The organism is Mesorhizobium sp. M1182 (assembly GCF_040318335.1).
Lineage (GTDB): Bacteria > Pseudomonadota > Alphaproteobacteria > Rhizobiales > Rhizobiaceae > Mesorhizobium.
This window is the reverse complement of the sequence record NZ_JAMYMD010000001.1, coordinates 299,612-326,136: the sequence shown is the minus strand read 5'-3', so window position 1 is coordinate 326,136 and position 26,525 is coordinate 299,612. Positions and strand designations below refer to the sequence as shown.

Annotated in this window: 24 protein-coding genes; 12 read left to right on the top strand and 12 right to left on the bottom strand. The window is 63.2% G+C overall.

The window, feature by feature from the left end; translation table 11 throughout:
- Window positions 1-109 precede the first annotated feature (109 nt).
- From NKH33_RS01505 to NKH33_RS01495, 3 genes are read right to left on the bottom strand one after another with little or no spacing between them, the layout of a single operon-like run.
- The gene (locus tag NKH33_RS01505; protein WP_352466107.1) at window positions 110-1,264 is read right to left on the bottom strand and encodes an efflux RND transporter periplasmic adaptor subunit; all 1,155 of its coding nucleotides are present in this window, start codon (window positions 1,262-1,264) and stop codon (window positions 110-112) included.
- A gap of 16 nt (window positions 1,265-1,280) precedes the next feature.
- Window positions 1,281-4,460, bottom strand: a complete 3,180-nt coding sequence (locus NKH33_RS01500; RefSeq protein ID WP_352473392.1) for an efflux RND transporter permease subunit — start codon at window positions 4,458-4,460, stop codon at window positions 1,281-1,283.
- The gene (locus tag NKH33_RS01495; protein ID WP_031211028.1) at window positions 4,454-4,726 is read right to left on the bottom strand and encodes a hypothetical protein; all 273 of its coding nucleotides are present in this window, start codon (window positions 4,724-4,726) and stop codon (window positions 4,454-4,456) included. The genes NKH33_RS01500 and NKH33_RS01495 overlap by 7 nt, the downstream gene beginning before the upstream one ends.
- Before the next feature lie 253 nt (window positions 4,727-4,979).
- Here NKH33_RS01495 and NKH33_RS01490 point away from each other — a divergent pair, with 253 nt between their 5' ends.
- The gene (locus NKH33_RS01490; RefSeq protein ID WP_031211029.1) at window positions 4,980-5,561 is read left to right on the top strand and encodes a TetR/AcrR family transcriptional regulator; all 582 of its coding nucleotides are present in this window, start codon (window positions 4,980-4,982) and stop codon (window positions 5,559-5,561) included.
- Window positions 5,562-6,100: 539 nt separating this feature from the next.
- Here NKH33_RS01490 and NKH33_RS01485 read toward each other — a convergent pair.
- From NKH33_RS01485 to NKH33_RS01460, 6 genes are all read right to left on the bottom strand, one after another.
- Window positions 6,101-7,123: a LacI family DNA-binding transcriptional regulator gene (locus tag NKH33_RS01485; RefSeq protein WP_352473391.1), complete on the bottom strand. Its 1,023-nt coding sequence runs from the start codon at window positions 7,121-7,123 to the stop codon at window positions 6,101-6,103.
- Between the two features lie 59 nt (window positions 7,124-7,182).
- Window positions 7,183-7,977: an ATP-binding cassette domain-containing protein gene (locus tag NKH33_RS01480; protein ID WP_352473390.1), complete on the bottom strand. Its 795-nt coding sequence runs from the start codon at window positions 7,975-7,977 to the stop codon at window positions 7,183-7,185.
- Window positions 7,978-7,980: 3 nt separating this feature from the next.
- Window positions 7,981-8,967, bottom strand: coding sequence for an ABC transporter permease (locus tag NKH33_RS01475; RefSeq protein WP_352473389.1), 987 nt, complete (start codon window positions 8,965-8,967; stop codon window positions 7,981-7,983).
- Window positions 8,968-9,074: 107 nt separating this feature from the next.
- Complete coding sequence (locus tag NKH33_RS01470) at window positions 9,075-10,007, bottom strand: substrate-binding domain-containing protein (RefSeq protein WP_352473388.1); 933 nt, start codon at window positions 10,005-10,007, stop codon at window positions 9,075-9,077.
- A gap of 250 nt (window positions 10,008-10,257) precedes the next feature.
- The gene (locus NKH33_RS01465) at window positions 10,258-11,052 is read right to left on the bottom strand and encodes an SDR family oxidoreductase (RefSeq protein WP_352473387.1); all 795 of its coding nucleotides are present in this window, start codon (window positions 11,050-11,052) and stop codon (window positions 10,258-10,260) included.
- A 78-nt stretch (window positions 11,053-11,130) separates the two neighbouring features.
- On the bottom strand, window positions 11,131-12,288 hold the full coding sequence (locus tag NKH33_RS01460; RefSeq protein WP_352473385.1) for a fumarylacetoacetate hydrolase family protein: 1,158 nt from the start codon (window positions 12,286-12,288) through the stop codon (window positions 11,131-11,133).
- A 225-nt stretch (window positions 12,289-12,513) separates the two neighbouring features.
- Between NKH33_RS01460 and NKH33_RS01455 the strand changes: the two genes are divergently transcribed.
- The 8 genes from NKH33_RS01455 (at window position 12,514) to NKH33_RS01420 (ending at window position 20,673) form a co-directional block, all read left to right on the top strand.
- Window positions 12,514-13,797: an NAD(P)/FAD-dependent oxidoreductase gene (locus NKH33_RS01455; protein ID WP_352473384.1), complete on the top strand. Its 1,284-nt coding sequence runs from the start codon at window positions 12,514-12,516 to the stop codon at window positions 13,795-13,797.
- Between the two features lie 84 nt (window positions 13,798-13,881).
- On the top strand, window positions 13,882-14,769 hold the full coding sequence (locus tag NKH33_RS01450) for an ABC transporter permease (protein ID WP_352473383.1): 888 nt from the start codon (window positions 13,882-13,884) through the stop codon (window positions 14,767-14,769).
- Window positions 14,766-15,644 (top strand): ABC transporter permease, encoded by an 879-nt coding sequence (locus NKH33_RS01445; RefSeq protein ID WP_352473382.1) that lies wholly within the window; start codon window positions 14,766-14,768, stop codon window positions 15,642-15,644. Before NKH33_RS01450 ends, NKH33_RS01445 begins: the two co-directional genes overlap by 4 nt.
- Window positions 15,629-16,699: an ABC transporter substrate-binding protein gene (locus tag NKH33_RS01440; RefSeq protein ID WP_352473381.1), complete on the top strand. Its 1,071-nt coding sequence runs from the start codon at window positions 15,629-15,631 to the stop codon at window positions 16,697-16,699. Before NKH33_RS01445 ends, NKH33_RS01440 begins: the two co-directional genes overlap by 16 nt.
- A 178-nt stretch (window positions 16,700-16,877) precedes the next feature.
- A complete protein-coding gene (locus NKH33_RS01435; RefSeq protein WP_352473380.1) occupies window positions 16,878-17,486 on the top strand; it encodes a cupin domain-containing protein in 609 nt (202 codons plus the stop codon).
- A complete protein-coding gene (locus tag NKH33_RS01430) occupies window positions 17,476-18,561 on the top strand; it encodes an ABC transporter ATP-binding protein (RefSeq protein WP_352473379.1) in 1,086 nt (361 codons plus the stop codon). The genes NKH33_RS01435 and NKH33_RS01430 overlap by 11 nt, the downstream gene beginning before the upstream one ends.
- Before the next feature lie 34 nt (window positions 18,562-18,595).
- A complete protein-coding gene (locus tag NKH33_RS01425; RefSeq protein ID WP_352473377.1) occupies window positions 18,596-20,023 on the top strand; it encodes an aldehyde dehydrogenase family protein in 1,428 nt (475 codons plus the stop codon).
- 296 nt (window positions 20,024-20,319) lie between these two features.
- Window positions 20,320-20,673 carry an ArsC family reductase gene (locus tag NKH33_RS01420; RefSeq protein WP_352917999.1) on the top strand — a complete coding sequence of 118 codons (354 nt, stop codon included), beginning with the start codon at window positions 20,320-20,322 and terminating at the stop codon, window positions 20,671-20,673.
- A 195-nt stretch (window positions 20,674-20,868) separates the two neighbouring features.
- Here NKH33_RS01420 and NKH33_RS01415 read toward each other — a convergent pair whose 3' ends face one another.
- The 3 genes from NKH33_RS01415 to NKH33_RS01405 all read right to left on the bottom strand — a co-directional run bounded on the left by NKH33_RS01415 (window position 20,869) and on the right by NKH33_RS01405 (window position 23,535).
- The gene (locus NKH33_RS01415; protein ID WP_352473375.1) at window positions 20,869-21,225 is read right to left on the bottom strand and encodes a DUF488 domain-containing protein; all 357 of its coding nucleotides are present in this window, start codon (window positions 21,223-21,225) and stop codon (window positions 20,869-20,871) included.
- 57 nt (window positions 21,226-21,282) lie between these two features.
- Complete coding sequence (locus NKH33_RS01410; protein ID WP_352473373.1) at window positions 21,283-22,539, bottom strand: aminopeptidase; 1,257 nt, start codon at window positions 22,537-22,539, stop codon at window positions 21,283-21,285.
- Between the two features lie 81 nt (window positions 22,540-22,620).
- Entirely contained in the window at window positions 22,621-23,535 is a 915-nt protein-coding gene (locus NKH33_RS01405) for a LysR substrate-binding domain-containing protein (RefSeq protein WP_352917997.1), read from the bottom strand.
- Window positions 23,536-23,632: 97 nt separating this feature from the next.
- Between NKH33_RS01405 and NKH33_RS01400 the strand changes: the two genes are divergently transcribed.
- The 3 genes from NKH33_RS01400 to sbmA all read left to right on the top strand — a co-directional run bounded on the left by NKH33_RS01400 (window position 23,633) and on the right by sbmA (window position 26,504).
- Window positions 23,633-23,842 carry a hypothetical protein gene (locus tag NKH33_RS01400; protein ID WP_352473371.1) on the top strand — a complete coding sequence of 70 codons (210 nt, stop codon included), beginning with the start codon at window positions 23,633-23,635 and terminating at the stop codon, window positions 23,840-23,842.
- Window positions 23,843-23,955: 113 nt separating this feature from the next.
- Complete coding sequence (locus tag NKH33_RS01395) at window positions 23,956-25,110, top strand: YbfB/YjiJ family MFS transporter (protein WP_352830761.1); 1,155 nt, start codon at window positions 23,956-23,958, stop codon at window positions 25,108-25,110.
- A gap of 116 nt (window positions 25,111-25,226) precedes the next feature.
- Window positions 25,227-26,504, top strand: coding sequence for a peptide antibiotic transporter SbmA (gene sbmA / locus NKH33_RS01390; RefSeq protein WP_352473368.1), 1,278 nt, complete (start codon window positions 25,227-25,229; stop codon window positions 26,502-26,504).
- Window positions 26,505-26,525: the final 21 nt, after the last annotated feature.

Here is a 26,525-nt window from a genome sequence, read left to right as displayed (position 1 = left end):
CGGCGTATGTAGCGCTTTCCCCAAGGAATTGCGTAGAACGAAACATAGCAAAACGGCGCCCTTGGCGTGGGAGCCGAGGGCGCCGCGGAACCGGACCTGATGGGGGTTATCAGGTGGCCGGTTTCTCGGGCAGCGGCGAGACCGGCATTCCCGGGCCGATCTTCTGCAGATTGCCGGTAATCACCCGGTCGCCTTCGGCCACACCGCTCAAGATGGCGACCTGATCGCCATTGGTCGGTCCGAGCGAAACGATACGCTGGTCGACCGTGTTGTCCTTGCCAACGACATAGAGGTATTTGCCGAGCTGGCCTGAGCCGAGTGCCGTCTGCGGTACCATCAGCGCATCGGGCTGCTCTTTGACGTGCAGCCGGACGCGGACATATTGGCCGGGCAGCAGCGTGAACTTGCCGTTGCCGATCGTCGCCCGTGCCGTGATGGTGCCGGTCGAGCGATCGATCGTGTTGTCTATGAAGGTAAGATCGCCCTTCTGGCGCGGTTCCGTTTCACCGGGAAGCAGGACGTCGACGCTGATCGGTCCCGCGGCCCGGGCTTCCTCGATCTGTGTCAGGTCCGTTTCGCTCGGATTGAAGGTGACGTAGATCGGATCGAGCTGCACCAGCGAATTGAGCACGGTGCCGGCAACGCTGACCAGCGTTCCAACGGAAGCCTGGCTGCGTCCGATGCGTCCCGCGAACGGGGCACGGATTTCGGTATAGCTCAAATTGAGCTCGGCGGTCCGCAAGGCGGCCTGGTTCACGGCGAGCGAGGCCTGAGCCTCACGCAAGGTGCTGGTGCGCTGGTCGAACACGTCCTTGGCGAGATAGCCGCTCTTGGCGAGTTCGCTGCCGCGCCCGAGATTGGAGCGCGCATAGTCGAGCGTCGCCGTGTCGCGCTGGATAAGCGCCTTCGCCTGCTCGAGGGCAGCCTGAAAATCCTCCGGCGCGATCTTGTAGAGAAGGTCGCCCTTCGCCACGTCGCTGCCGTCGGTGGCGACCTGCTCCTGCAGATAACCCGGCACGCGCGCCTGCAGCGTGATGCTGCGGATCGGCTCCACCCGGGCGGCGTAGTCGAGATAGATCGGGATCGTCTTCTTGACGACGCTCACCACCGGCACCGGCATGACAAAGGCTTCCGGCTTGGGTGTCGCCGCCCCGGCTGTGCCCGCGTTGAGGCTGAGGCTGCCCATGTCGAGCAGGTGAACGCTCGCCACCGAAATCGCCCCAAGGGCGACGGCCGTTCCCAGCGCGATTTTCCATTTACGCATGATCAATTCTCCAGTCCTATTCGGCGGCTTCGGCCAATGGCTCGAAGGCGGGTTCGGCAGTTGGTTGTTCGGTCGCTTCGGAAACCGGTTCGCTCTCGCTGCGGCGCTCGCGCAGCTGCTCGATCACCGCATAGAAGACCGGCACGAACACCAGCGACAGGATCGTCGCCGCGACCATGCCGCCAAAGACGGTGGTGCCGATCGACTGCCGGCTTGCGGCACCTGCACCTGTAGCGAACATCAGCGGCAGCACGCCGAGGATGAAGGCGAAGGCGGTCATCAGGATCGGTCGCAGCCGAAGCCGCGCCGCTTCCATCGCGGCGTCGACGATGCTGAGGCCTTCTTCGCGCCGGCGCCGGGCAAACTCGACGATCAGAATCGCGTTCTTGGCCGCCAGTCCGATCAGCATGACGAACCCGATCTGCGAATAGACGTCGATCTGCATGCCGCGCAGCCACAGCACGACGAACGCACCGAACAATGCGAGCGGCACCGCCAGCAGCACCATGAACGGCATCGCCCAGCTCTCATATTGCGCGGCGAGGATCAGGAAGACGAAGACGATCGCGAGACCAAAGACAACGGATGCGATCGATCCCGCCTTGAGCTCCTGATAGGTGATGCCGGTCCATTCGTAGCCGAAGTCTCTCGGCAACGCCGTGGCAGCGGCACGTTCCATTGCCGCCACCGCCTGGCCGGACGAAAAGCCGGGCGCGGCGCCGCCATTGATCAGGGCCGACGCATTGTTGTTGTAATGCGGCACGGTCTCGGGGCCGACGATCGGCACAAGCTTGCCCAGCGTGCTCAGCGGCACCATCCCACCCGACGCATTGCGGACATAGAGCCGCGATATGTCGGCCGGACCGGCGCGAGAATCCTTGTCGGCCTGGATCGTTACCCGGAAGGTGCGGCCGAACAGGTTGAAATCGTTCACATAGAGCGAGCCGAGATAGATCTGCAGCGTATTGAACACGTCCGGCAGGTTGAGCCCGAGCAGCTTCGCCTTGGCGCGATCGAGATCGTAGTTGAACTGCGGCGTCGAGGTCGAGAACGACGAGAACAATTGCTGTGGGTTGAGCTCGGGCTGCTTGCGCGCCTCGGCAATCACCGCTTGCGTCGCATCGTTGAGCGCCACGCTGCCGCGGCCGGTCAGGTCCTCGACCTGGAACTCGAAGCCACCAGTGGTGCCGATGCCCGGGATCGACGGCGGATCGAAGCTCAGCGCAAAAGCCTCCGGAATTTGCAGCAGCTTGTTGCGCACGTCGGCGACGAGCTTAGAGGCGCTCTGGTCGGGGCCGCGTTCGTCCCATGGCTTCAGGATCGCGAATTCGACCGCCGAGTTCGACTGCGCGGCGCTGGTCAGGAAGTTCAAGCCGCTGATCGAGCCGACGATGTCGACGCCGGGCGTGTTCTGCAGGATGTCGCGTGCCTTTTGCGCCACCGCGTCGGTGCGTTCCAGCGAGGCCCCGTCGGGGAGCTGGATGACGACGAAGAAATAGCCCTGGTCCTCGACCGGAAGGAAGGTCGAGGGCAGGCGCTGCCAGACGAAATAGGTCGCGACAAGTCCGGCCGCGAACACGCCAAGCATGATCCAGCGCAGGCGGATGAGAATGCGCACACCATTCGCATAGGCATGCGCCAGCCGTTCGAAGCCCATGTTGAACCAGCGGAACAGCACGAACTGCGTTTCCGGCCGGTGGCGCAGGAAGGCGGCGCTGAGCGACGGGGTAAGCGTCAGCGAGACGAAGGCCGAGATGCCGAAGGAGATCGCCACCGTCAGGGCGAACTGGTTGTAGAGCCGGCCGGACACGCCGGGAATGAAGGCAACCGGCACGAACACAGCCATCAGCACGGCGGTCGTGGCGATGATCGGGCCAGTGACCTCGGCCATCGCCGTGCGCGTGGCAGCCAGAGGTTTGAGACCGGCCTCAAGTTGGCGTTCAACATTCTCGACGACGACGATGGCGTCGTCGACGACGAGGCCGATCGCCAGCACCATGCCGAGCAGGCTGAGCATGTTCAGCGAGAAGCCAAGCATATGCATGACGGCCAGCGTCGCCACCAGCGACACCGGAATTGCGATCGTCGGGATGATCGTGGTGCGCCAGCTTTGCAGGAAGATAAACACCACGGCGACGACCAGGACCAGCGCTTCGCCGAGCGTGATCAGCACGTCGTGCATCGAGGCCGAAACGAAACGTGTCGTATCGTAATGCATGGCGTAGCTGACGCCCTTCGGGAAACGGGCCGACAGCTCCTGCATCTTGTCCTTGACGCGCTGCTGCAGATCGAGCGCGTTGGAGCCCGGCATCTGGTAGACCGCGAGCACCACCGTCGGGTCCTTGCCGAAGAAGGCCGACGACGAATATTGCAGCGCACCGAGTTCGATGCGCGCAACGTCGCGCAGCCTGACCAGCGAGCCGTTGGCGGTATTGGCCCGCACGACGATGTCGCCGAACTCCTTGGGATCGCTCAGCCTGCCGACGGCGTTGACCTGCATCTCGAAGGCAGTGCCGGCCGGAGCCGGTGATTGCCCGATCTTGCCGGCCGCCACCTGGACGTTCTGCTCGGCGACGGCGTTCTGCACGTCGACGGCAGTAATGCCGAGATTGGCGAGCTTGTCGGGGTCGAGCCAGATGCGCATCGAATAGCGCCGCTCGCCGAAGATCTGCACGTCGCCGACGCCGGGCAGGCGCTTCAGCGGATCGACCACCTGCAGATAGGCGAGGTTGCTCAGCGCGACCGGGTTGACGGAACCGTCCGGCGAGGTGAGGTCGACGATCAGGACGAAGTTCGGGTTCTGCTTCTTGATCGTCACGCCGCCCTGGTTGACGATGGCCGGCAACGAGGAAGCCGCCTGCGAAACGCGGTTCTGGACGTCGACGGCCGCCGTGCTCAGATCGTAGCCGACGTCGAAGGTGATGGTGATCGTCGACGAGCCGTCATTGGAGCTCGACGACGACATATAGGTCATCCCCTGGACGCCGTTGATCTGCTGTTCGAGCGGCGTCGTCACCGTGTCGGCGACGACCTGCGCGCTGGCGCCCGGGTAATGGGCGCTGACCACGACCTGGGGCGGCGTGATGTCGGGAAACTGCGAGACGGGAAGGAGGAAATAACAGATCGCTCCGGCGAGCACCATGATGATGGCGATCGCCGACGCAAAGATCGGACGATGAATGAAGAAGTTTACCATGATATGCACGCCTCGCCCGATGCTCTGGCCCGGCCAAACGCCCTGGCTACCCTGGAAAGCCGCCGGCTGCGTGTTGAGCCGGAATCTTCGAGAAAGCCGAAATCTTCAAGGCGGCGCGGCGCATTGCGGCGCTCGGCCTGTTCGTCCGCCAGCGCACGCAGCATCGCCTCGAAGGACCGCGGGTCGACGCGGTCGGCCTTCATCAGCATGCGGATCATCGGATCCCTCACGACTTCATCGATCGTCAGATCATTGCGCTGCGACATCGAAGCGGCTCCTGGTTTTTGGCGATCCGCGGCAAGCCCCGGATCGGGTGTTTTCTTGCTCGCCGGCCGAGGCCGTAAGGTGCGGTTCGTCCCCTTGCCGATCGGGGCGGGGCTGGTGGCCGGCACTTGCGAGTTTGACATGATGCAATGCGGGTGTTACAGGTAAGTAACATCTCTAACGTTACAGACCGGTAACACCCTAGTCAAGAGGTGCACCGAGGGAATTTCGGGAAACGCAATCACGGAGGTTTTGATGACAGACGGTGTTGTGGAGCGTGTTCGCCCCCGGGACAGGATCCTGGAGACGGCACGGGACATGTTTCACAAGCATGGCATTCGCGGCGTCGGCATCGACGCCATCACCGAGGCCGCCGGCACCAACAAGATGACGCTCTACCGGCATTTCGAGTCCAAGGACGACCTGATCATCGAATGTCTGCGGGCGACCGCTTGCAGCGCCAACGCGATGTGGGAAAAGTTCGAGGCCGAGAATCCGGGCGACAAGCTGGCGCAGCTGCATGCCTGGGTCCGGATGGCGGCCGATTGCCTGATGTCGGATCGTCGCGGTTGCGACATGGCCAACGCCGCCATCGAGCTGAGCGAGGCCGATCATCCGGCAAGGCAAGTGATCAAGGAACTCAAGGAAGCGCAGCGCGAGCGGCTGGTCTCGCTGTGTCGCGATGCCGGCATCGGCCAGGCCGAGCTTCTTGCGGACACGCTGTCGCTGTTGCTCGAGGGCGCCCGCGTCAGCCTGCAAAGCGTTGGCGCCGAGGGTCCGAGCGCGCAGTTCGTCCGCATGGCGGAAGGCCTGATCACGTCTTTCAGGGCCAGATAGCGGCGAAACGACACGTGGCGTTTCGATTGCGGGCCGCGCCGCCGGGTGATGTCTCGTCCCATCGCGATGTGCCATCTCGCGTCTCCTGTGCCGATCCTCCGCACCATGGCCGGCGCGGCGTTGATTGCTGGTCGTGAGGCAGGATAGGGCCGCCGGCGAACCGGTGAGAGTGACAAGTGTGACAGGATTCTGCCCGACAAGCCGCGGCGGTCGCAGCGAAGCTCATCGATCCGCGGATCAGCAAACGTGTCCGGTGCTGTCCCGACCGCAAGCATTGGCCGCTATCCCGGAGCTGGAACAAAAAAAGCCCGCTGCCGGGAGGAGGTGGCAGCGGGCTCGATTTCGAATACGGCACGGGAGGAGGTGTGCCGCACTCAGCGTCGGCATCGCATCTGGGAGGAGTAGATGGCCGACACCTGCGAAACTATCGATTGCCCAATGATTCGGCAACCACAAAAGTTGCATAGGTGATGTGCAGATTTGCGGTATCAACCGAATTTTAACCATCGAGGCCCGAGCGACCATCGCCTCGCGCGACATCACTGCACCGGGACATTTTCCTTGAAGATCAGGCGCGGCTCGATAAATTTTCGCGTCAGATAGGGCGCCGACGAGGCGATCGAGCCGAGCAGGCGAATGACCGACTGTTCGGCAATCAGCCGCGCATTCTGGTCGATGACGACGTCGAGCAGATCGTCGACGAGATAGCCGCGCGTCTCGCGCGTCAGATCATGGCAGATGAACACCGGCTTCGTCTGCGGCCTGACTTCGAGCAATGCTTTTGCCACGCCCGAGCGCCCGGCGCCGATACAGTAGATGCCGAGCAGCTCCGGCTCGCTGTGCAGCGCCTTCATGGTCGCGGTATAACTGGCCTCCGGCTCATCGTTGATCTCAACGGCGCTTGTGACCGTCAGATTGGGGAACTCCTCGCCGAGCACGGAACGAAAGCCCATCTCGCGTTCCTCATGGCCGCGGTAGGAGCGTGAGCCGACGACCATCGCCAGATGGCCCTGGCGGCCGCCGAGGAACCGTCCCATCAGCAGCGCCGCGGTGCGGCCGGCCACCCGGTTGTCGATGCCGACATAGGCCGAGCGGGGCGCACCCGGAACATCGGACACCAGCGTGACCAGGCGGATGCCGGCCTCGACGATCTCGCGCAAGATGTTGCGCGTTCTCGGATGATCGATGGCGATGACGCCGACGCCGTTCGCCTTGAGCGAGAGGTTTTCGACGGCCGCCTGCAAGGCGCTCGGCGAGATGCCGGCGAGCTTGTGGATGCGGCAGGAGGCGACCAGCGGCAGGCGCGCCGCATAATCCTCGATGTGCCTGGCCAGATCGGCCATGAAGGCATTGCTGCCGATCGGCAGGAAGAATTCGAGATGCGCCGGCCGCGATGGCAACGCGACCTGGTCGACGACCGGCAGATAGCCGAGCTGCTTGGCCGCCTCCATCACGCGCTGCCGGTTGGCGGCACTGGCCCCCGGCCGGTTGTTGAGCACGCGGTCGACCGTCGCGGTCGACAGGCCGCAGCTCCTGGCAATATCCGAAACGGTGGCTTTCATGTCGCAACCATGTGGCGATGCGATCCAGTGCCTCGACGATCAGCCCGACCCCCGGCTGCTCAGCCGGGCCGTTGCGTGCCCTCGACCAGCGCGTCATGGATCTCCTTGTCCGACATGCCGGTGATGACACGTTCGACTTCGGCGACGCTGGTCTTCTTCGGGTCAATATCGTCGGCGACCACCTTACCGCGGCGCATGACGACGATGCGGTCGACCACCTGGAAGACATGATGGATGTTGTGGGCGATGAAGATGCAGGAATGGCCGGAATCGCGGGCGCTGCGCACGAAGCTCAGCACGCCTTGCGTTTCGGCGACGCCGAGATTGTTGGTCGGCTCGTCGAGGATGATGAGGTCGCTGTCGAAATGCATGGCGCGCGCAATCGCCACCGCCTGCCGCTCGCCACCGGAGAGCGAGCCGATCGGCGTCGTCGGCGGGATGTTCTTCGAGATGCCGACCTGCTTGAGCAGGTCGCGGGCAACCACGTTCATTGCCTCCTGGTCCATCCGATTGAGGAAGCGCGGCGGCTTGATCGGCTCGCGCCCGAGAAACAGGTTGCGGGCGATCGACAGCTGCGTCACCAGCGCCGAGTCCTGGTAGATCGTCTCGATGCCATGCGCGATGGCGTCGCTGGTAGTGCGCAAATTCACCTTCTTGCCGCGGATGAAGATATCGCCGCTGGTCAGCGGGACCGCGCCCGACAGCACTTTGATCAGCGTCGACTTGCCGGCGCCGTTGTCGCCGAGCAGGCCGACGATCTCCCTTTCGTTGACATGGAAATTGGCATCAACCAGCGCCTGCACGCGGCCATAGGACTTGCGGATATTTTCCATGCGGACAAGCGGTTCGGCCATGGTTCAAGTCCCTGCCTGATGCCGGCGTTCCAGCCATGAATGGAGCGCCATCATGCCGAGGATGATGGCGCCGATGAAAATATTATAGGCAAGGCCCGGCACACCGATCAGCACGATGCCGTTGCGCATCACGCGCAGGATCAGGATACCGAGCACCGTGCCGATGATTGTGCCGCGCCCGCCTGTCAGCGCCGTGCCGCCGATCACCACCATGGCGATGACTTCGAGCTCGTAGCCGGTGCCGCTGTTGGGGTTGGCCGCCGAGGTGCGCAGCGAGGAGATGACCCCGGCAAGCGAGGCCAGGATCGACGACAGGATGAACAGGCCGATCTTGACACCGCTGACATTGACGCCGCGCGCCCTTGCAGCACTCGGGTTGCCGCCGGCTGCCTGGATCCAGTTGCCTGTCCGGCTCTGCGTCAGCACGTAACCGAGCGCGATTGCGGCGGCGATGAACCAGAACAGCGACATGTAGATACGGAACGGCCCGATGAAGAAATCGCCGACCAGCGCTTCCGCCAGCCAGCTGCCCTCGGCGCTCCAGGTCCGCTGCGGAAACCCGTTGGTGACGAACAAAGCGGTGCCGCGCACCACCAGCAGCATGCCCAGCGTCACCAGGAAGGACGGGATCTTGAGCTGCGTCACGAACCAGCCATTGACCAGTCCAATGAACGCAGCGACCACCAGCGCAATGACGAAAGCAGCTTCCAGCGAGGCGACGCCGCTGTTGAACAACGTCCACATCAGGACCGGCGAGAAGCCGAACACCGAGCCGACCGAGAGATCGAATTCGCCTGATGTCATCAACAGCGTCATCGCCAGCGCGATCAGCCCGAGCTCGACCGTGAAGGCCAGCGTGTTCGAGATGTTTTGCGGCGACAGGAAGTCGTGGTTGATGCCCCAGAACACGGCGATCTCGATGACGAGCAGCACGAACGGCCCGAACTCGGGCCGCGCGATCGAGCGTTGGATAAGAGAACGATTTTCCACCTTGGACCCGCGATAGGATTGGATTTGGCCGCGACCGCAACCGGCTTCGGCGGAATGATGAGACAGTCACGGCCGCCGAAGCGGCCGTGACCAACTCGATCGCGGATTTATTTGCCGGACAGGATCTTGTCGTAGACTGCCGCGGTGTCCTTCTCGTAGAGCGCGCCGGTGATCACGTCGAAGCCGGGCGGAATACCGCTCGCCGCCATGTTGGCGAGCGAGAGCGCGACGTAGCTGGTCGCCTGCGGATCCTGCCACTGCGCGGCATTGACGTAGCCGTTCAGCACTTCCTGGGTGGTGTCGAGCGAGTTGCCCCAGCCGACGACCGGGATTTCGCCCGGCTTGACGCCGACCTGGTCGAACACCCGCTTGATCGAACCGGTGACAAGGTCGCCGAGGCCGATAACCGCCTTGACCTTGGCCCTGTTGGCAGTGAGGTAATCGACCATGCGGTTGATCACTTCGGCCTGGTCGAGCGTCGCTTCGGTGATTTCGTAGGTGATGCCGAGCGGCTCGAACACGCTCTTGATGCCTTCCTCTTCCTGGACGCCATAGGTGGCGCCGGGAATCTCGACCGGCATCCAGACGAAGTCGCCCTTCTTCACAAGGCCCTTGTCGACCAGATACTGCGCCCAATGTTTGCCGAAGGTGACGTTGTCGCCGCCGACATAGGCGTTGAAGTCCGCCTTCGGGTCGGGCGTGTTGAAGTTGATGATCGGGATGTTCGCCGCCCGCGCTTCCTTGGCGATCTCGACAAGGCTGCCCGGATCAGGGCTGGTCGTGGTGATGCCGTCGGCCTTGGCGGAAATCGCGGCGCGAACAGCCTCCTGCTGCGACGCCACGTCGCCATTGTGGAACGACGTATTGACGGTGTTGCCGGTGTCCGCCGCCCATTGCTTGGCGCCGGCAAGGAAGTAGGTCCAGACCGGATCGGCCGGGCCGCCATGCGAAATCCAGTAGAACGTCTTGGCCTGTGCCGCGGCCGGAATGGCCAGCGCCACCACCAAGCCAAGTACAAGCAGTCTTAGCCTCGTCAGCATTTGATTTCCTCCCATTTGAACCGAACTCCTCCTCCGACGACGATCGCGGCCAAAAACCGTGCGCGGCCAAAGCCGTGATCGCATTTACCAGCGTCGACCTGGGCGCATTAGAGCATTCCCTTTTTTGATCGATGGCAAGCCTCGATTGCCAATGGACGTTGGCGCAAGGCACCGCGCCATCAGCAATCCCATCAGATTGCATCAGTTTGGCTGGTATTTTCCAGGCGGCCGACGATCGGCCTTGCGACCGTCATGCAATCCCGCGCGGCGGCGCGCCGAGCACGTGTTGCTCTAGGTCGATAAGCGTCCCGGTCATCAGCCCGGAGGCGTCGCTGAGCAGGAACAGCGTTAGCTGGGCGACTTCGTCCATGGTCAGCAATCGACCAAGCGGCAGGCCGGCGGCGGCAATCTTTGCCCAGTTTTCGCCCTTGCCCAGCGTGCGCGCCTGCATCTCTTGTTCGGCCGGCGTCGCTACCCAGCCCATGTTGATGCCGTTGACGCGGATGCGATCGGAAAGATGCGCGTTGGCAATGTTTCTGGTCAGCGTCGAAAGCGCGCCCTTGGTTGCGGAATAGATGGCAAGGTCCGGCGCACCGCAATGCGCATTCACCGACAGTATGTTGACGATGGCCCCCGCCGCCCGCCGTGTCTTCATGTCGGCTACGGCCGCCTGCATGAGGAAGAACGGCGCGCGCGCATTGACGGAAAATAACCTGTCCCAGTCGTCGATTGTGCCAGTTTCCAGCGAGGCCCGGTCGGTGAGGGCCGCGGCGTTCACCAGACAATCGATGCGGCCGAGTCTTTTGATCGCTTCCGCCATGACAGCTGCAGGCGCGGCCGGATCTGCAAGATCGGCCTGGATGAAGACGACGGGCCGGCTTGGTCGTGAAAGCTCTTCGGCGATGCGTCTGCCACGCTCGGCATTGCGGCCGACAATGGCGATCCCTTCGCCGCCGTCGGCTGAGGCCAGCCGGGCGATGGTCTCGCCAAGCCCTTGCGTTCCGCCGGTAACGACAAGGGTCTTGCCCTCAAGAGCGACGATCAATGGACTCTCCCGAATGCCGACGAGCAGGTAATTTCCAATCAGAGAATTCTAGAAACTATCGGATGTTAGGCTGCGGGACTAGATGAGGTCGGCCCTGGCGAGGTCGCGCATCAGGTGGCTGGCGCCGTAGGTCCAGTGCGGACAGTCGGGCGACAGCCGCACGCGGTTGACCAAGGCGCCGAATTTCTCCGACGAGATGGTGACGATGTCGCCGACCTTGTGGGTAAAGCCCTTGCCTGTTTCGCCCCGATCCTTCGACGGCACGAACATGGTGCCGAGATAAAGTGCCAGCCCGTCGGGGTATTGATGATGCGGCCCCATGGCGGCGGCGACCAACTCTTCCGGCGAGCGGCTGATCTCGGCCATCGAACTGGCGCCCTCCAGCGAGAACCCATCCTCGCCCTCGACCTTCAGGCGTACGATCGCCTGCTTCACGTCGCCAATGGAAAACGTCTCATCGAACAGCCGGATAAAGGGGCCAAGTGCTGCCGAAGCGTTGTTGTCCTTGGCTTTGCCGAGCAGCAGCGCCGAGCGCCCCTCGACGTCGCGCAGATTGACGTCGTTGCCGATCGTCGCCCCGACAATCCTGCCGCTGCTGGCGGCAATCATGGCGATCTCCGGCTCCGGATTGTTCCATGTCGAAACCGGATGCAGGCCGACATCGGCGCCGAAGCCGACCGAGGCCATCGGCTGGCACTTGGTGAAGATCTCGGCATCGGGGCCGATGCCGACTTCCAGATATTGCGACCAGGCGCCGCGCGCAATCAGCTTGGCCTTGATCTCCATCGCTTCCGGCGAGCCGGGCTTGAGCTTCGACAGATCGTGGCCGATCAGCCCGGCGATGTCGGCGCGAATGGCGTCGGCCTTTTCCGCCGAACCGCGCGCCTGCTCCTCGATCACCCGTTCGAGCAGGCTGACGACAAAGGTGACGCCAGACGCTTTGATCGCCTGCAGGTCGACGGGGGACAGCAGGTACGGTTTCCCCGGATCGCGCGCTGTCTCGAAACTGCTGGCGGCAATGGCATCGAGCGGGCCGATCGGCCGCCCCTTGGCCGAGCGGACGTGCCCCGCCGGATCCGGCAATTCGCAAACGTCGCGCACGGTCGGCGCCACATTTGACGTGATATCGAAGACCGTGCCGTCACGCACCGTGACCACCAGCGGATGGGAAGCATCGCTCGCCCTGGCGCGGCCCACGAAGAGGCCTTCGGCGGGCAAATGTGTGGCGTTCGTCATGGCTTACATTTCCTGTTGTCTTGTCCTTCGGCCGCGGCACTTTCAACAAATTCCCGCCAAAGGTCTATCCCGCCTGCAGGACGAGCTTTGTCAATTCTTTCAAGCGGTCTTCGCATCGCCGGACCTTGATTGAGCCTGACGTGCGCCAACGGCGACGGAAAACGCTCTTTCAAAATAATGAAACCGTCGCTAGGGTTTTCACCTACTGAAATCTCCAGGTGACGCTTGCCCGTACGGTTTTCCGATCCAATCTGGCAGAAGCCGCGGACAGCCACCGCGTTCCAGTCGCTTTTTCCCGCCGGCCAATGCGTCGATGTCGTTATCGTCGGCGGCGGTATCATGGGGCTGTCGACAGCCTTGCACGCTGCCCGGCTCGGCCTTGCCGTCCAGGTGCTGGAGGCCGGCGAAATTGGCAATGGCGCATCCGGCCTGAACGGCGGTCAGGTCATTCCCGGCCTGAAATACGATCCGGACTGGCTGCTGGAGCATTTTGGTCTCGAACGCGGCGAAGCGCTCGTCAACTTTGCCGCCTCGACCGCTGACACCGTCTTCGAATTGATCCGCGACGAAAGACTGGCGGTGCCGTTCGTCCGCAATGGCTGGATCCAGGCCGCGCATACCGAGACCGCGCTGAAAGCGGCGGCAAGCCGGGATCGGCAGTGGCGGGCGCGCGGCGCCGATGTCCGGCTGCTGAGCGCGACGGAGATCGCGACGATGACCGGCGCGCAAGGCTATCTCGGCGGCTGGCTCGATCGCCGCGCCGGTGTCATCGATCCGCTCGCCTACACGTCGGAACTGGCGCGCGTCGCTGTAGCGGCGGGCGTGAAAATCGCCGAACGCCAGAACGTGATGCAGATCAGCCAGAATGCCGGCATTTGGCACGTTTCTACGGAAAGCGGCGCCGAACTCAAGGCCAAGGCGATTGTCCTGGCGACCAACGCCTATACCGGCGGCCTGCTTCCCGGCCTCGCCGAGACGATCGTCCCGCTGCATTCCTTCCAGATCGCGACAGCACCGCTATCGTCCAATCTCGCGGCGGCTATCCTGCCGGAAGGGCAGGCAGTGTCGGATTCGCGCCGCATCCTCGTCTATTACCGCAAGAGTGCCGATGGCCGGCTGGTGCTCGGCGGACGCGGCCGCATGGCCTTGCCGAACGGCCCGGCCGACTGGGCGCATCTGGAGCGCGCGCTGCTGCGGCTTTATCCGGCGCTGTCAGACATTGCCATTGAAAAGCGGTGGTTCGGCCGAGTGGCAATGACGCCGGACCATCTTCCGCATATCCACGAGCCAGAGAAGGGTCTGCTGGCGGTGGTTGGCTGCCAGGGCCGCGGCATCGGCCTGATGACCGCGCTTGGCGAGCGCATCGCCTCCTATTTGTCGAGCGGCGACACCAGGCAATTGCCGTTCCCGGTCTCGCCGATCCGACCGATCCCGTTTCACGCCTTTCGGCAGGTCGGCGTCGCCGCGACCATCGCCTGGTACCGGATGCTGGACGCGTTCGAACGCTGACGTTCATGCCCAAGCATGAAACAGCTTGACAATTTCATAAATATGAAAAAAGCTTAATCGATTTCAAATTTCGATGGACAGCCGATGTCGACCATCGTCGTAACGCAGTCGTTGCCGGAAACCCGGTCTTCGCCGGCCTTCCGCTTCGCCATGCTGCTGCCCGGCGGGCTGGTCACCTTCTTGCTGATCCTTTTCGCCCTTGGCCTGGTGTTCTTTCTCGCCTTTCGCGGCAATGACGGCTCGCTGCTGGGGGCTGGTTTCACCCTTGCGAATTTCGTCACTGTGGCCACCGATCCGCTGTACTGGACGGTGACGCTGCGCTCGCTGGGTATCGCCGGCCTGGTGACGCTGGCAACCGTCGTCACCGCCTATCCCGTTGCCTACTATCTGGCTTTCCATGCCGGGCGGCGGCGCGGGCTGCTGTTGTTCCTGCTGACCCTGCCGTTCTGGACCAGCTATCTCCTGCGCGTCTTCGCCTGGAAGATCGTGCTTGCCTATAATGGCGTGCTGAACTCGGCGCTGATCGAAAGCGGCATCTGGTCGGAGCCGACATTGGCCTTCCTTAATACGCCGGCAGCGGTCGTCGTCACGCTCGCCCACGCTTATGCGCCGTTCGCCATCCTGCCCATCTATGTGGCGCTGGACACCATCCCGAAGTCGTTGCTCGAGGCCGCTTCCGATCTCGGCGCAAAACCATTCACCAGCTTCCGCCGCATCGTGCTGCCCAATTCGATGCCGGGCGTGCTGGCGGCCGCTCTCGTCGTCTTCGTGCCGACCGTCGGCGATTATGTGACGCCGGCGCTGGTCGGCGGCCCTGCCAGTACAATGATCGGCACACTGATCCAGGCCGAGTTCGGCAAGGCCAATGACTGGCCGTTCGGCGCCGCACTCGCCGTCGCCGTCATGCTGGTCATTCTCGCCGTGGTGCTGGTGGTGCGCTTCGCCGACCGGCGATACGGCAGCCGCACATGAACACGGCGCGTATCGATGCAAGGCAGGGCGGCGGCTGGCTGGGTGTCTATGTCCTTGCCTATCTGGTGTTCCTGTATCTGCCGATATTGCTGATCCCGCTGTTTTCCTTCAACAATTCGATCCAGGCGGCATTTCCGCTGCAAGGCTTCACACTTGAGTGGTACGGCACACTTTACGGCAATTCGGCGCTGTCCGGTGCGCTTGCCACCAGCCTCGTCATCGGCGCCATTGCCGCCAGCGGCGCAACACTCTGCGGCATCACCGTGTCCTATATGGACCTCTACGGTCGCTCGCCGCTGGCCGCCACGATCAGTGCCATTGCGCGGCTGCCGATCCTGATCCCCGGCGTCATCGTCGGCATCTCGCTGTTGATCCTGGTCAATCTCGCCGGTTTCGGGCCGTCGCGCATTGCCATTGTGCTCGGCCACGTATTGGTGGCGCTGCCGACGACGGTGGTGGTCATGCGCAGCCGCTTCGCCGCCATCCCGAAGACCATCCGCGAGGCAGCGCTCGACCTCGGCGCCTCGGACTGGACGACCTTCAGACGGGTGATGCTGCCGCTCAGCCTGCCCGCCATTATTTCGGCGTTCATGCTGGCCTTCCTGACCTCGTTCGACGAGTTTATCGTCGCCTTCTTCCTTGCCGGCACCGAGCCGACGCTGCCGCTTTATATCTGGAGCCAGCTGCGCTTCCCGAAATCGCTGCCGACCGTCATGGCGCTCGGCACGGCGATCCTGGCCGTGTCGTTCGTCATCGCCGCACTCGCCGAAATCCTGCGCCATCGCGGGCTTGCCGCCACCCGGCGGCCAGCGCCCGCCAGCCTGTCAAAACCAGAAGAAACCGAAAGAGGAGAACTGCAATGGCATTCGACTTGAAATCGATAACGGCAAAGACAGCGAAAACCGGACTGGCTGCCTTCGCGCTGGCGCTTGCATCGACTGCCGCCTTTGCCGGCGACAAGCTGCAATATTTCACCTGGTCGGGCTATGAACTGCCCGACTTCAACAAGAGCTTCCTCGCCGCGCACCCCGATGGTGTCGAAGCCTCGATGTTCGGCGACGACGATGACGCCTTCACCAAGGTCAAGGCCGGCTTCCGCCCCGATGTCGCGCACCCTTGCTATGACAAGGTGGCGCGCTGGAACAAGGAAGGCCTGCTGCAGCCGATCGACACCAAGCGCATCAAGAACTGGGATTCGATCTTCCCGGTCTTCAAGAACCTGCCCGACCTGCAGGCCGGCGACGGCAAGGTCTGGATGGTGCCGTGGGACTGGGGCAATACCTCGATCCTCTACCGCACCGATCTGGTGAAGAACCCGGAAGCCAGTTGGAACCTGCTCTGGGACAAGCAATATGCCGGGCGCATGGCGACCATCGATGCCGTCCACGACACACCGGTGGTGGCGGCCCTTCTGGCCGGCGTCAATCCATTCGACATGACACCGGAACAGATGAACAAGGTGGCGGAGAAACTGCGCGAGCAGCGCCCGCTGCTCTCGAACTACACCACTGACATGACCTCGGTCGAACAGGCACTGGCGAGCGGCCAGCTGGTCGCGGCCATGACCTGGAACGCCTCGGCCACCTCGCTGAAGAAGCAGGGCGTGCCTGTAGAGTTCATGAAGCCGAAGGAAGGCATGCTGACCTGGGCTTGCGGCTTCGTCATGCTCAAGGACGCCAAGAACGTCGATCTTGCTTATGACTTCATCAACAGCCGGCTGGAAACGGATTCCGGAAAGTATCTGATCCAGGCCTACGGCTATGGCAGCTCGACCAGCTCGGCTTTCGCCGCTGTGCCGAAGGAGGAGTTGGAGAAACTGCAGCTGCCTTCCGATCCCGAGGTGATGCTGAAGACCACGATCTTCACCGGGCCGATGAAGCAGAATGACGAACTCGCCAAGATGTTCGAGAAGGTCAAGGCAGGCGGCTGAGTTCGCTCTTCCTTCTCCCCTTGCGGGAGAAGGTGTCGCCGAAGGCGACGGATGAGGGGTGTTCCAGATGGCACCGACAGCACTCCGGCCAACACCCCTCATCCGTCTCGGCGCCTCGCGCCGATCCACCTTCTCCCACAAGGGGAGAAGGGAAACCTAACCAAACAAGGACGAACGAATGGACATGCTGGACGAAGCGGCTGAGAAGCCGAAGGACGACGCCGACGTCAGGGTCGGCCGGCGCGTGCGAGCGCTCAGGCTGGAGCGCAATCTCTCGCTGGCCGAACTTGCCGCCAAGGCCGGTGTCTCGATAGGTGCGCTAAGCCAGATCGAGCGCGGCATGTCGTCATTGCGGGTCCGCGTGATCTGGCCGCTTGCCGCCGCCCTCGATATAGAGCCGTCAGCGCTGATCGCTGACGGCAAGGATGTCGGCAACGATCTTTATTGTGTGCGCGCCAACAGCCGGCGTCAGATCCCGGTCAAATCGGAAGGCATCGCCAAGGCGCTGCTGTCGCCGCCGGCCGCCACGCTGACCGGCATGCTGGTGACCGTTGACGCCGGTGGCGGCACCGCCGAAGCTTACGCCCATGCCGGCCATGAATTCGGCTTCGTCCTGTCGGGCGAGGTCGAGCTGGTGGTCGATTCGACCAGATACGGGCTGAAGGCCGGCGACAGCTTCGCCTTCAAGAGCACGTTGCTGCATGCCTTCCGCAATCCGGGCAGCGAGCGCTGCCAGATTCTGTGGGTCAACACCACCAAACCGTCCGAGGTTCGCGATGGCGCCTGATCCGCTCGTCCGGCTGGACAAGGTCTCCAAGATTTTCCCCGGCGGCATCATCGGGCTCGACGCCGTCGATCTCGATATTTCGCGCGGCGAGTTCCTGACCCTGCTCGGACCGTCCGGCTGCGGCAAGACCACCAGCCTGCGGGTCATCGCCGGCTTCGAGAGCCCGTCGAACGGCAGGGTCCTGCTCGAAGGCCGCGACATCACAGCGCTCAGGCCCTTCGGCCGTCCCGTCAATACCGTGTTCCAGGACTACGCGCTGTTCCCACACATGAACGTTGCCGAAAATGTCGGCTTCGGCCTGTCGCTGCGCAAGCTCTCCGGTGCCGAACAGGCAAAGCGCGTCGGCGCAGCGCTCGACATGGTCGGCCTTGCCGAGAAGCTCGGCGCCCGCGTGTCCGAATTGTCGGGTGGCCAGCGCCAGCGCGTCGCGCTTGCCCGCGCCATCGTCTGCGAGCCGCGTGTGCTGCTGCTCGACGAGCCGCTGTCGGCGCTCGACGCGCATCTGCGCGAGCAGATGCAGGTCGAACTGAAGCGGCTGCAGTCGCGGCTTGGCACCACTTTCGTCATGGTCACGCACGACCAGACCGAGGCGCTGTCGATCTCAGACCGCATCGTCGTCATGAACAAGGGCCGCATCGAGCAGATTGCGCCGCCGGCGACCCTTTACGATCGACCCGCCACCAAATTCGTCGCCAGCTTCATCGGCACCATGAACCTTCTGCAGTCGCGCTTTGTCGGCCGTGACGGCGAGCGCTTGCGGTTCATCGCCGGCGCTCTGCCGCTGGAAGCGATTTCGGATAAAGGCGAGCTGCCAGGCGAGGGCACGGTGCGCACCATCGGCGTGCGTCCGGAGGACCTTTTGGCGACGACCGAGGCGGCGGCCGGTACTGCACCGGTGCGGGTGAACAGCATCGTCTTTCACGGCCGCACCTTGCGCCTTCATGCAGAGTTGGGGCAGGGGACACAGGTGGTGATCGACGCGCCGCGCCGGACAGAGGGTTTTCAATTCAGCGTCGGCGACGTGGCGCATATCAGCCTGCGCCGTGGTGCCAACTGCCCTATGCTGCCTAGCTAGTCTCACTCATTTCCAGAAAACCGGAGCACGGCCCATGAGCAATCATCTCAATTTTTTCATCGGCGGCAAATGGGTCGGCCCCGTGGTTCCGGCAACACTGGATGTCATCGATCCGTCCACTGAAGAGGCCTACACCAAAATCTCGGTCGGCTCGAAAGCCGATGTCGACAAGGCCGTGGCTGCAGCCAAGGCGGCATTCCCGGCCTTTTCGCAAACGACCAAGGCCGAGCGCCTGAAGCTGCTGAAGCGTATCCTCGAAGTCTACAATGAGCGCTACGAGGACATCGCCCAGGCGGTCAGCCAGGAAATGGGCGCGCCGATCAGGTGGGCGCGCGAGGCGCAGGCCTGGGCGGGCAGGGCGCATATGGAAGCCACCATCAAGGCGCTGGAGGATTACGAATTCAGCGAGAAGCGCGGCACCACCATGGTGGTCAAGGAGCCGATCGGCGTCTGCGCGCTGATTACACCGTGGAACTGGCCGCTCAACCAGATAGTCTGCAAGGTAGCGCCGGCCATCGCCGCCGGCTGCACCGTCATTTTAAAGCCTTCCGAAATCGCGCCGATCAGCGGCATCATCTTTTCCGAGGTGATGGACGCCGCCGGCACGCCGAAGGGCGTCTACAATATGGTGAATGGCACCGGTCCGGATGTCGGCCAGGTCATGGCTGGCCATCCCGATGTCGACATGGTCTCGTTCACCGGATCGACCCGGGCCGGCATCATCGTCGCCAAGACGGCGGCCGAGACGGTAAAGCGCGTGGCGCAGGAGCTCGGCGGCAAATCGGCCAACATCGTGCTGCCCGACGCTGACTTCGAGACGGCGGTGCGCAAGGGTGTCAACGCCTGCTTCGGCAATAGCGGCCAGTCTTGCGATGCGCCGACCCGCATGCTGGTGCCGGCCGCCCGTCACGACGAGGCGCTGACGATCGCCAGGAAGGCCGCCGAACGGCACAAGGTCGGCGACCCGCGCTCGGAGGAGACCAAGCTCGGGCCGGTGGTCAGCAACGTCCAGTTCGACAAGATCCAGCGGTTGATCGAGGCAGGTATCGCCGAGGGTGCGACGCTGGTCACCGGCGGCCTCGGCCGGCCGGAACACCTCAACCGTGGCTATTATGTGCGACCGACCGTTTTCGGCCACGTCAGGCCTGGCATGACCATCGAGAAGGAGGAGATTTTCGGGCCGGTCCTGTCGGTCATCTCCTACGATGACGATGATGATGCGGTGAAGATCGCCAACGACACCGTCTATGGCCTGGCTGCCTATGTGCAGTCCGGGGATATCGACCACGCCCGCAAGATTGCCAGCCGGCTGCGCGCCGGGCAGGTGTCGATCAACTATCCGGAATGGGATACGTTCGCGCCCTTCGGCGGCTACAAGCAGTCCGGCAACGGCCGCGAATACGCCGACTGGGCGATCCACGATTTCCTCGAGATCAAGGGCATCATCGGCTACGGCGCCTGAGCGTTCAACATTGGCATTACGCCAACGTCAAGTTTGTTGCGAGCGTTGGTGCCTCGGCACCGGCGTTCGGTTGAACGGCCACGACGGCTTCGTGGCCGCAATGTGAGTGCGAAGCAGGGTCGCCTCAGATCGTCATGAGATAGTCGGCCAACTGATCCGCCACCGTGCCCCAGCCGTCGTGAAAGCCCATGTCCTCGTGACAAGCGTGAAAATCGCCGACGGCCGGCGAGGCCGCTGGAAAACCGAGAGGCGCGGTTTTACGGTGCCGCTAGAATCGACCGGTCCGAGGATCCGTTTTGACGATCACCATGTACGGCATCACCAATTGCGATACGGTCAAGAAGGCGCGTTCCTGGCTGGCGAGCCACGATGTTGCCTATCGCTTTCACGACTACAGGGCAGACGGGCTTGAAGCGGATCGGCTGGACGGCTGGTCAGGCAAGGTCGGCTGGGAAATCCTGCTCAACAAGGCGAGCACAACGTTCCGTGAACTGTCGGACGAGGACAGACTGGGCTTGGACGAGAACAAGGCCAAGGCGCTGATGCTGGCCAAACCGACGATGATCAAGCGTCCGGTGCTGGAACTTGGCGACAGGGTTCTCGTCGGCTTCAAGCCTGATGTTTATCAAGAGGCGGTGAGTGGGAAGTAGAACCGACCCGCCGCGATCCGTCGCGCCCCCCTCTGTCCTGCCGGACATCTCCCCCACGAGGGTGGAGATTGGCAGCTTCGGCGCTCCGCTCACCACTGCGACCTTGGAGATTGGCGAAAGCCGGCGACATCCGATCTCCCCCCAAGTGGGGGAGATGGCCGGCAGGCCAGAGGGGGCGCTGTCCCGGCGGCGTGACTAATTGATCCCACGTAAATAGCTCGCCAGTGCCGCCGCATTGTTGTGCGCCTCGTCATGGGCGCCGTAGAGCAGCGTCACCTTGCCTTCACGGAGCAAGGCACGTAGTTCCGTCACCGCCTCGCCGTTCCGGTCGAGCTCATCGCGGTATCGCCGCTGGAATTCCGCCCAGCGCGCCGGCTCATGACCGAACCATTTGCGCAACCCATTGCTCGGCGCGATGTCCTTCAGCCAGACCGTCAGCGCCGCGTCCTCTTTGCGGACGCCGCGAGGCCATATACGGTCGACGAGCACCCGCTGCCCGTCATCGGGCGCCGGCTGCTCATAGATGCGCTTGACCGCGAGCTCCATTGCCAACTCCGCATGGGCCAGCAGGCGCCGCTGCTTGCTGGTCTTCGCTTAGAGATCCCGGGCCTAAACCCACTCGCCCTTGCGCATCACCGGCACGCGGCTGCCGTCCTTATGGACGCCGTCTATGTCGATCTTGTCCGAGCCGATCATCCAGTCGATGTGGATGAAACTCTTGTTGCCGCCGCGCGCCGCGATCTCGTCCTGGCCGAGCGAGGCGCCGTCGACGAAGCACTTCGAATAGCACTGGCCGAGCGCGATGTGGCAGGCGGCGTTCTCGTCGAACAGCGTGTTGAAAAACAGCAGCCCGCTCTTGGCGATCGGCGAGGAATGCGGCACCAGCGCCACCTCGCCGAGACGGCGCGAGCCTTCGTCGGTATCGAGCACCTTTTGCAGCACATCCTCGCCTTTCGTGGCCTTGGCCTCGACAATGCGGCCCGCCTCGAAACGCACCGCAATGCCGTCGATCAGGGTACCCTGATAGGACAGCGGCTTGGTGCTGGTGACATGGCCTTCGACGCGCCTTGCATGCGGTGTGGTGAAAACCTCTTCGGTCGGGATGTTGGGGTTGCAGGTGATGCCGTTCTTGGCGGTCGAGGCGCCGCCCATCCACTCGTGGCCGTCGGCCAGCCCGACGGTCAGGTCGGTGCCGGGGCCGGTGAAATGCAGCGCGTGGAAATTGTGGCCGTTCAGCCATTCGGTGCGGCTCTTCAACGCCGCATTGTGCGCCGTCCAATTGCCGATCGGGTCTTCGACATCCACCCGCGAGGCGGCAAAGATAGCCTCGGCGAGCTTGGCCACGGCGACGTCGTCGGCGTCGTCCGGGAATACCTGCTTGGCCCAGGCCTGATCGGGATAGGCGACGATGTTCCAGTTGATGTCGAAGCCGGTGATCTTCTCCAGCGCCGGCTTGTAGGCCATCGAATTCGCCTTGTTGGCACGCGCCACCTTTGCCGGGTCCTGCGCCGAAAGCAGCGACGGATCCTCGCCGCGCACGGCGAGCCTAGCCGCATTGTTTGCGAAGGCTTTTGCCATGCCTTCGTAGAGCCAGCCGGCGGCGCGGTCGAAACCGGCGTCGGCGCCGTAGCGGAAGCGCGCGAGAGTGATCTCATCGTCGTTGAAGATCGGCGTCACCAGGCCGGCACCTGCCTTGTAGGCGTGCTCGATGATCCGCCGCGTCAGAGGCAGCGCGGCGATAGACGAGGTCAGCACCAGATCCTGCCCCGGCTGCAATTGCAGCCCGACCTTGACGGCGACCTCCGCCAGCCTGTCGAGCTTCACCGGGTCGATGCTTGCGGAAACGCCGCGCGAATGTGTGGTCATGATCCTGCCTGCCGTGATTGGGGACTGTTTCTTACATAGACCGGCGCTGCCGACCTTTCCACTCTGATGACGCCGGCAGGTCTAGCTGGCCCTCTCGAGCGATCTGAACTGCGCCATCGTCGCCTCGATCTCTTCGCGGATCCAGGTCTTGAAATCCCTGACTTTGCGACTTTCGCTCTTGCTAGCCGAAGTTACCAGCCAATAGCCGAGGCCGCTCTGGGCGCGTATGCCGAACGGCGCAACGAGACGGCCGTCGGCCAGCGCGTCGGCGGCCAGCAACTGCCAGCCGAGCATGACGCCGTGACCGGCAATCGCCGATTCCAGGCACAGCATCGGATCTGTGAAGCGCGCGCCTTTCATGAAGGTGACCGGCTCCACCCCGGCGGCTTCGAACCAGCTCTTCCAACTGATCATCGACCTTTCGTCGGTGATCGCACAGGTCAAAGCAAGGTCTTCGATCGATTTCAGCTTGCTGGCGATCACCGGTGCACAGACCGGAAACACCTCCTGCGCCAGCAGCAATTCGGCCCGCCCGCCCGGCCATTTGCCGTCGCCGAGCCGAATGGCGACGTCGATGTCCGAACGATCGAGATCGGCAAGCCGCACCGAGGCATCGATGCGCAGGAGCACGTTCGGATGGCGGGCAAAATGCCGTGACAGCCGCGGCAGCAGCCATTTCGAGGCGAAAGCCGGCGCCACCGAAACCACCAGCGTGCACTCCGAGCTTTCATCGGCAAGCGCCACCGCCTGTGCGAGTTCGCGGAAGCCTGCGCTGAGCCGCGCGGTAAAGACGGTGCCGAATTCCGTCGCCACCAGGCCAGCTGGCGTTCGGTCGAACAGCGCCCGGCCGAGCTGCTTTTCGGTCCGGTTGATCTGCTGGCTGACGGCGCTGACCGAGACGTTGAGCTCGCCGGCCGCCGCCGCAAGCGAGCCCAGGCGGGCGACGGCCTCGACGGCGCGCAAGCCGTTGAGATGGACGCGGTTCAGCATAGCCATACAGTTTTTCTAAACTGGAGCGGCGGAAATCTCAATTGCCAGACGCTGCCGAACGGCGGATTCTAAGTGGGTTACGCAGAGTGAGGAGGCAAATCCGATGAAGATTTTATCATGGCTCGGCGCCTTTTCCCCGATCGGAACGCAGCCGCACCGGCATGACAGCGAGGCCATCAATTGGGTGACCGATCCGCTGTCGCATCCGGTGCTCGACACCATGTCGGAGCGCGAACTCGCCGACATGCCGTTCAGGCTGACCGCGCGTCGTACCCGCTTCGAGACGGCCCCGCCAAGGACCTGCTGCGGCTGAACAAGGACTTGCTGGCACTTCAGGTGAGCCGGCCGCCGACGCGGCTGCGCAGCCCTTCTGGCCCAATAAAAGGCGGATTGTCTCGCCGGCAGGCGCACCTATGGTGCACCGCGATGAACATCGCTTCGCCCTTGCGCCTGGCAATCGCCGGCATGATCGCCCTGGCCGTCGCCATGGGCATCGGCCGTTTCGTCTATACGCCGATCCTGCCCGGCATGATGGAAGAGCTCGGCCTGTCGCCGGCCGATGCCGGCTGGATCGCATCGGCCAATTATCTCGGCTACCTCGTCGGCGCGCTTGCCGCCACCGGCGGCTGGGCGCAAGGCCGCGAGCGCCAGCTGATGCTGGCCGGCCTTGCCGCCACCGCGATCCTCGCCGGCCTGATGGGCCTGAGCGGCACCATGCCCGGCTTTCTCCTCATCCGCTTTCTTGCCGGCCTCGCCAGTGCCTTCGTGCTGGTCTTCATGACCAGCATCGTTTTCGGTCATCTCGCCGCGGCCGGGCGAAACGACCTGCAGGCGCTGTATTTCGGCGGTGTCGGCCTCGGCATCGCGGCATCCTCGGCGCTGTTGGCGCTCCTCGTCACCGAACATGCCGGCTGGGCGGCGGGCTGGCTGTGGTCGGCGGTGATTTCGGCCTGCGGCTTTGCCGCCGTCGCCTTGCTGGCCGGCGGCACCTCGGCCGCGAACAGCACCACCGGGAGCGAGCCGGCACTGCCGAAAGACCGGTCGCTGGTGAAGATCATTGTCGCCTACGGCCTGTTCGGCTTCGGCTACATCGTCACGGCAACGTTCCTGGTCGCCATCGTCCGCCAGGGCGGCGGCGGCCGCGTCTTCGAGGCCGTGGTCTGGATGGTCACCGGCCTTGCCGGTTTCCCCTCGGTCTGGCTGTGGCAGAAGCTTACGGCCAGGATCGGGCTCTATGCCACCTACGCACTGGGGTGCCTGGTCGAGGTGGTCGGCGTCAGCGCCAGTGTCGTCATGGGCGGGCGCACCGGGCCGCTGCTCGGCGGCCTTCTTGTCGGCGGCACCTTCATAGCCATCACCGCGCTTGGCCTGCAGGCCGGCAGGCAGCTTGCTCCGCAAGCACCACGCCGGATGCTGGCGGTGATGACGGCCGCCTTCGGCCTCGGCCAGATCATCGGCCCGATCGTCGCCGGGCTGCTTGCGCAGGCCTCGGGCAACTTTTTCCTTGCCTCGATCGTGGCCGCCGCCGTCCTGCTCGCTTCCGGCGCGATCGCCTGGTCGGCTGCGCCAAAATCGCCATGATTATGGTCTTGCTCGGTTGCGGGCATCGGGCACGGGCATTTTCTTTCCCACTAATGTGTGACTTTATGCCCGCTGACCAACGCCGCTGATTTGCGCCGACCGAGGATTTCGCCACAGTGTTCGTATCGTTTTTTCCGCAGCCGAAGCTCTTTTTCACCTCGGCCGCCGTCTGGAGTGCGGTCATGGTGGCCGTGTGGTTTCTCGGCGGCGACCAGCTAGGCGCTTTGGTCGGATTTCCCCTCCCTGCAGCGGACGCGGCGCCGATCATTGGCGTTTCCGTTTTCTGGTCGCCTCCGTTCCTTTGGTTCTACATCTATTTTACACTTGGTGTGCTGCTCTTTTACGCCTTCTGGCATTGGTATTCCCCGCACCCGTGGGACCGCTGGTCGATCCTTGGCAGCTCGCTGATCTTGTTCACGACCTATTTTCAGGTTCAGGTGAGTGTAGCGATCAATGCCTGGTACGGGCCGTTCTGGGATCTGATCCAGGGCATTGTGAGCAAAAGTGTGAAGGCGACAGAGTATGATGTTTATGCGCAGTTAATAACTTTCCTCGGCATCGCTCTGGTGGCTGTTACTGTTTACGTTCTGACAAATTTCTTTGTAAGCCATTGGGTGTTTCGCTGGCGGACAGCGATGAACGACTACTACATGTCCTATTGGCCTAGGGTGCGGAGCATCGAGGGAGCTTCCCAGCGCGTGCAGGAAGACACGATGCGCTTTTCAAAGATCATGGAAGATCTTGGGACCAGCTTTATTGATTCGATAATGACTTTGATCGCCTTCATGCCGATTTTGCTTGCCTACTCAAAGCACATTACGGCATTGCCTTTCATCGGTCAGGTGCCGCAGCCGTTGGTTTTGGCTGCGATCTTCTGGGCGATGTTTGGGACGGTATGCATTGCCACCGCCGGCATAAAGCTGCCCGGCTTGCAGTTTCGCAACCAGCGCGTCGAAGCCGCTTACCGCAAGGAACTTGTTTATGGTGAGGACGATCAGTCCCGAGCGCAGCCGCCGACCGTTTCCGAATTGTTCGGAAATGTGCGCCAGAACTACTTCCGGCTCTATTTCCACTACGTCTATTTCAATGTGGTCCGCTATCTCTACTTGCAACTAAATACCATATTCCCTCTTTTTTTGATGACTCCTTCGTTGGTCGCCGGAACCTTGACGTTGGGTCTCGTCAACCAGGTCAATTCCGCGTTCAGCCAAGTGACCAGCTCGTTCCAATATCTTGTTAATTCCTGGTCAACGATCGTTGAGCTCTTGTCAGTCCACAAGCGGCTGCGAGCGTTCGAAGCCACGATCAAGGGCGAGCCGCTGCCGGCGATCGACCAGCACTATCTGGAACGTGAGCAAGCCGGGCTGCGTCCTGAGGACCAGCCGGCAAGCTAAGACTGGCGGGCGGCGGGCGCT

Coding starts and splice junctions, on each gene's coding strand:
- NKH33_RS01505 (WP_352466107.1), bottom strand. CDS start 1,264: ATGCGTAAATGGAAAATCGCGCTGGGAACGGCCGTCGCCCTTGGGGCG.
- NKH33_RS01500 (WP_352473392.1), bottom strand. CDS start 4,460: ATGGTAAACTTCTTCATTCATCGTCCGATCTTTGCGTCGGCGATCGCC.
- NKH33_RS01495 (WP_031211028.1), bottom strand. CDS start 4,726: ATGTCGCAGCGCAATGATCTGACGATCGATGAAGTCGTGAGGGATCCG.
- NKH33_RS01490 (WP_031211029.1), top strand. CDS start 4,980: ATGACAGACGGTGTTGTGGAGCGTGTTCGCCCCCGGGACAGGATCCTG.
- NKH33_RS01485 (WP_352473391.1), bottom strand. CDS start 7,123: ATGAAAGCCACCGTTTCGGATATTGCCAGGAGCTGCGGCCTGTCGACC.
- NKH33_RS01480 (WP_352473390.1), bottom strand. CDS start 7,977: ATGGCCGAACCGCTTGTCCGCATGGAAAATATCCGCAAGTCCTATGGC.
- NKH33_RS01470 (WP_352473388.1), bottom strand. CDS start 10,007: ATGCTGACGAGGCTAAGACTGCTTGTACTTGGCTTGGTGGTGGCGCTG.
- NKH33_RS01460 (WP_352473385.1), bottom strand. CDS start 12,288: ATGACGAACGCCACACATTTGCCCGCCGAAGGCCTCTTCGTGGGCCGC.
- NKH33_RS01450 (WP_352473383.1), top strand. CDS start 13,882: ATGTCGACCATCGTCGTAACGCAGTCGTTGCCGGAAACCCGGTCTTCG.
- NKH33_RS01445 (WP_352473382.1), top strand. CDS start 14,766: ATGAACACGGCGCGTATCGATGCAAGGCAGGGCGGCGGCTGGCTGGGT.
- NKH33_RS01440 (WP_352473381.1), top strand. CDS start 15,629: ATGGCATTCGACTTGAAATCGATAACGGCAAAGACAGCGAAAACCGGA.
- NKH33_RS01435 (WP_352473380.1), top strand. CDS start 16,878: ATGGACATGCTGGACGAAGCGGCTGAGAAGCCGAAGGACGACGCCGAC.
- NKH33_RS01430 (WP_352473379.1), top strand. CDS start 17,476: ATGGCGCCTGATCCGCTCGTCCGGCTGGACAAGGTCTCCAAGATTTTC.
- NKH33_RS01425 (WP_352473377.1), top strand. CDS start 18,596: ATGAGCAATCATCTCAATTTTTTCATCGGCGGCAAATGGGTCGGCCCC.
- NKH33_RS01410 (WP_352473373.1), bottom strand. CDS start 22,539: ATGACCACACATTCGCGCGGCGTTTCCGCAAGCATCGACCCGGTGAAG.
- NKH33_RS01405 (WP_352917997.1), bottom strand. CDS start 23,535: ATGGCTATGCTGAACCGCGTCCATCTCAACGGCTTGCGCGCCGTCGAG.
- NKH33_RS01400 (WP_352473371.1), top strand. CDS start 23,633: ATGAAGATTTTATCATGGCTCGGCGCCTTTTCCCCGATCGGAACGCAG.
- NKH33_RS01395 (WP_352830761.1), top strand. CDS start 23,956: ATGAACATCGCTTCGCCCTTGCGCCTGGCAATCGCCGGCATGATCGCC.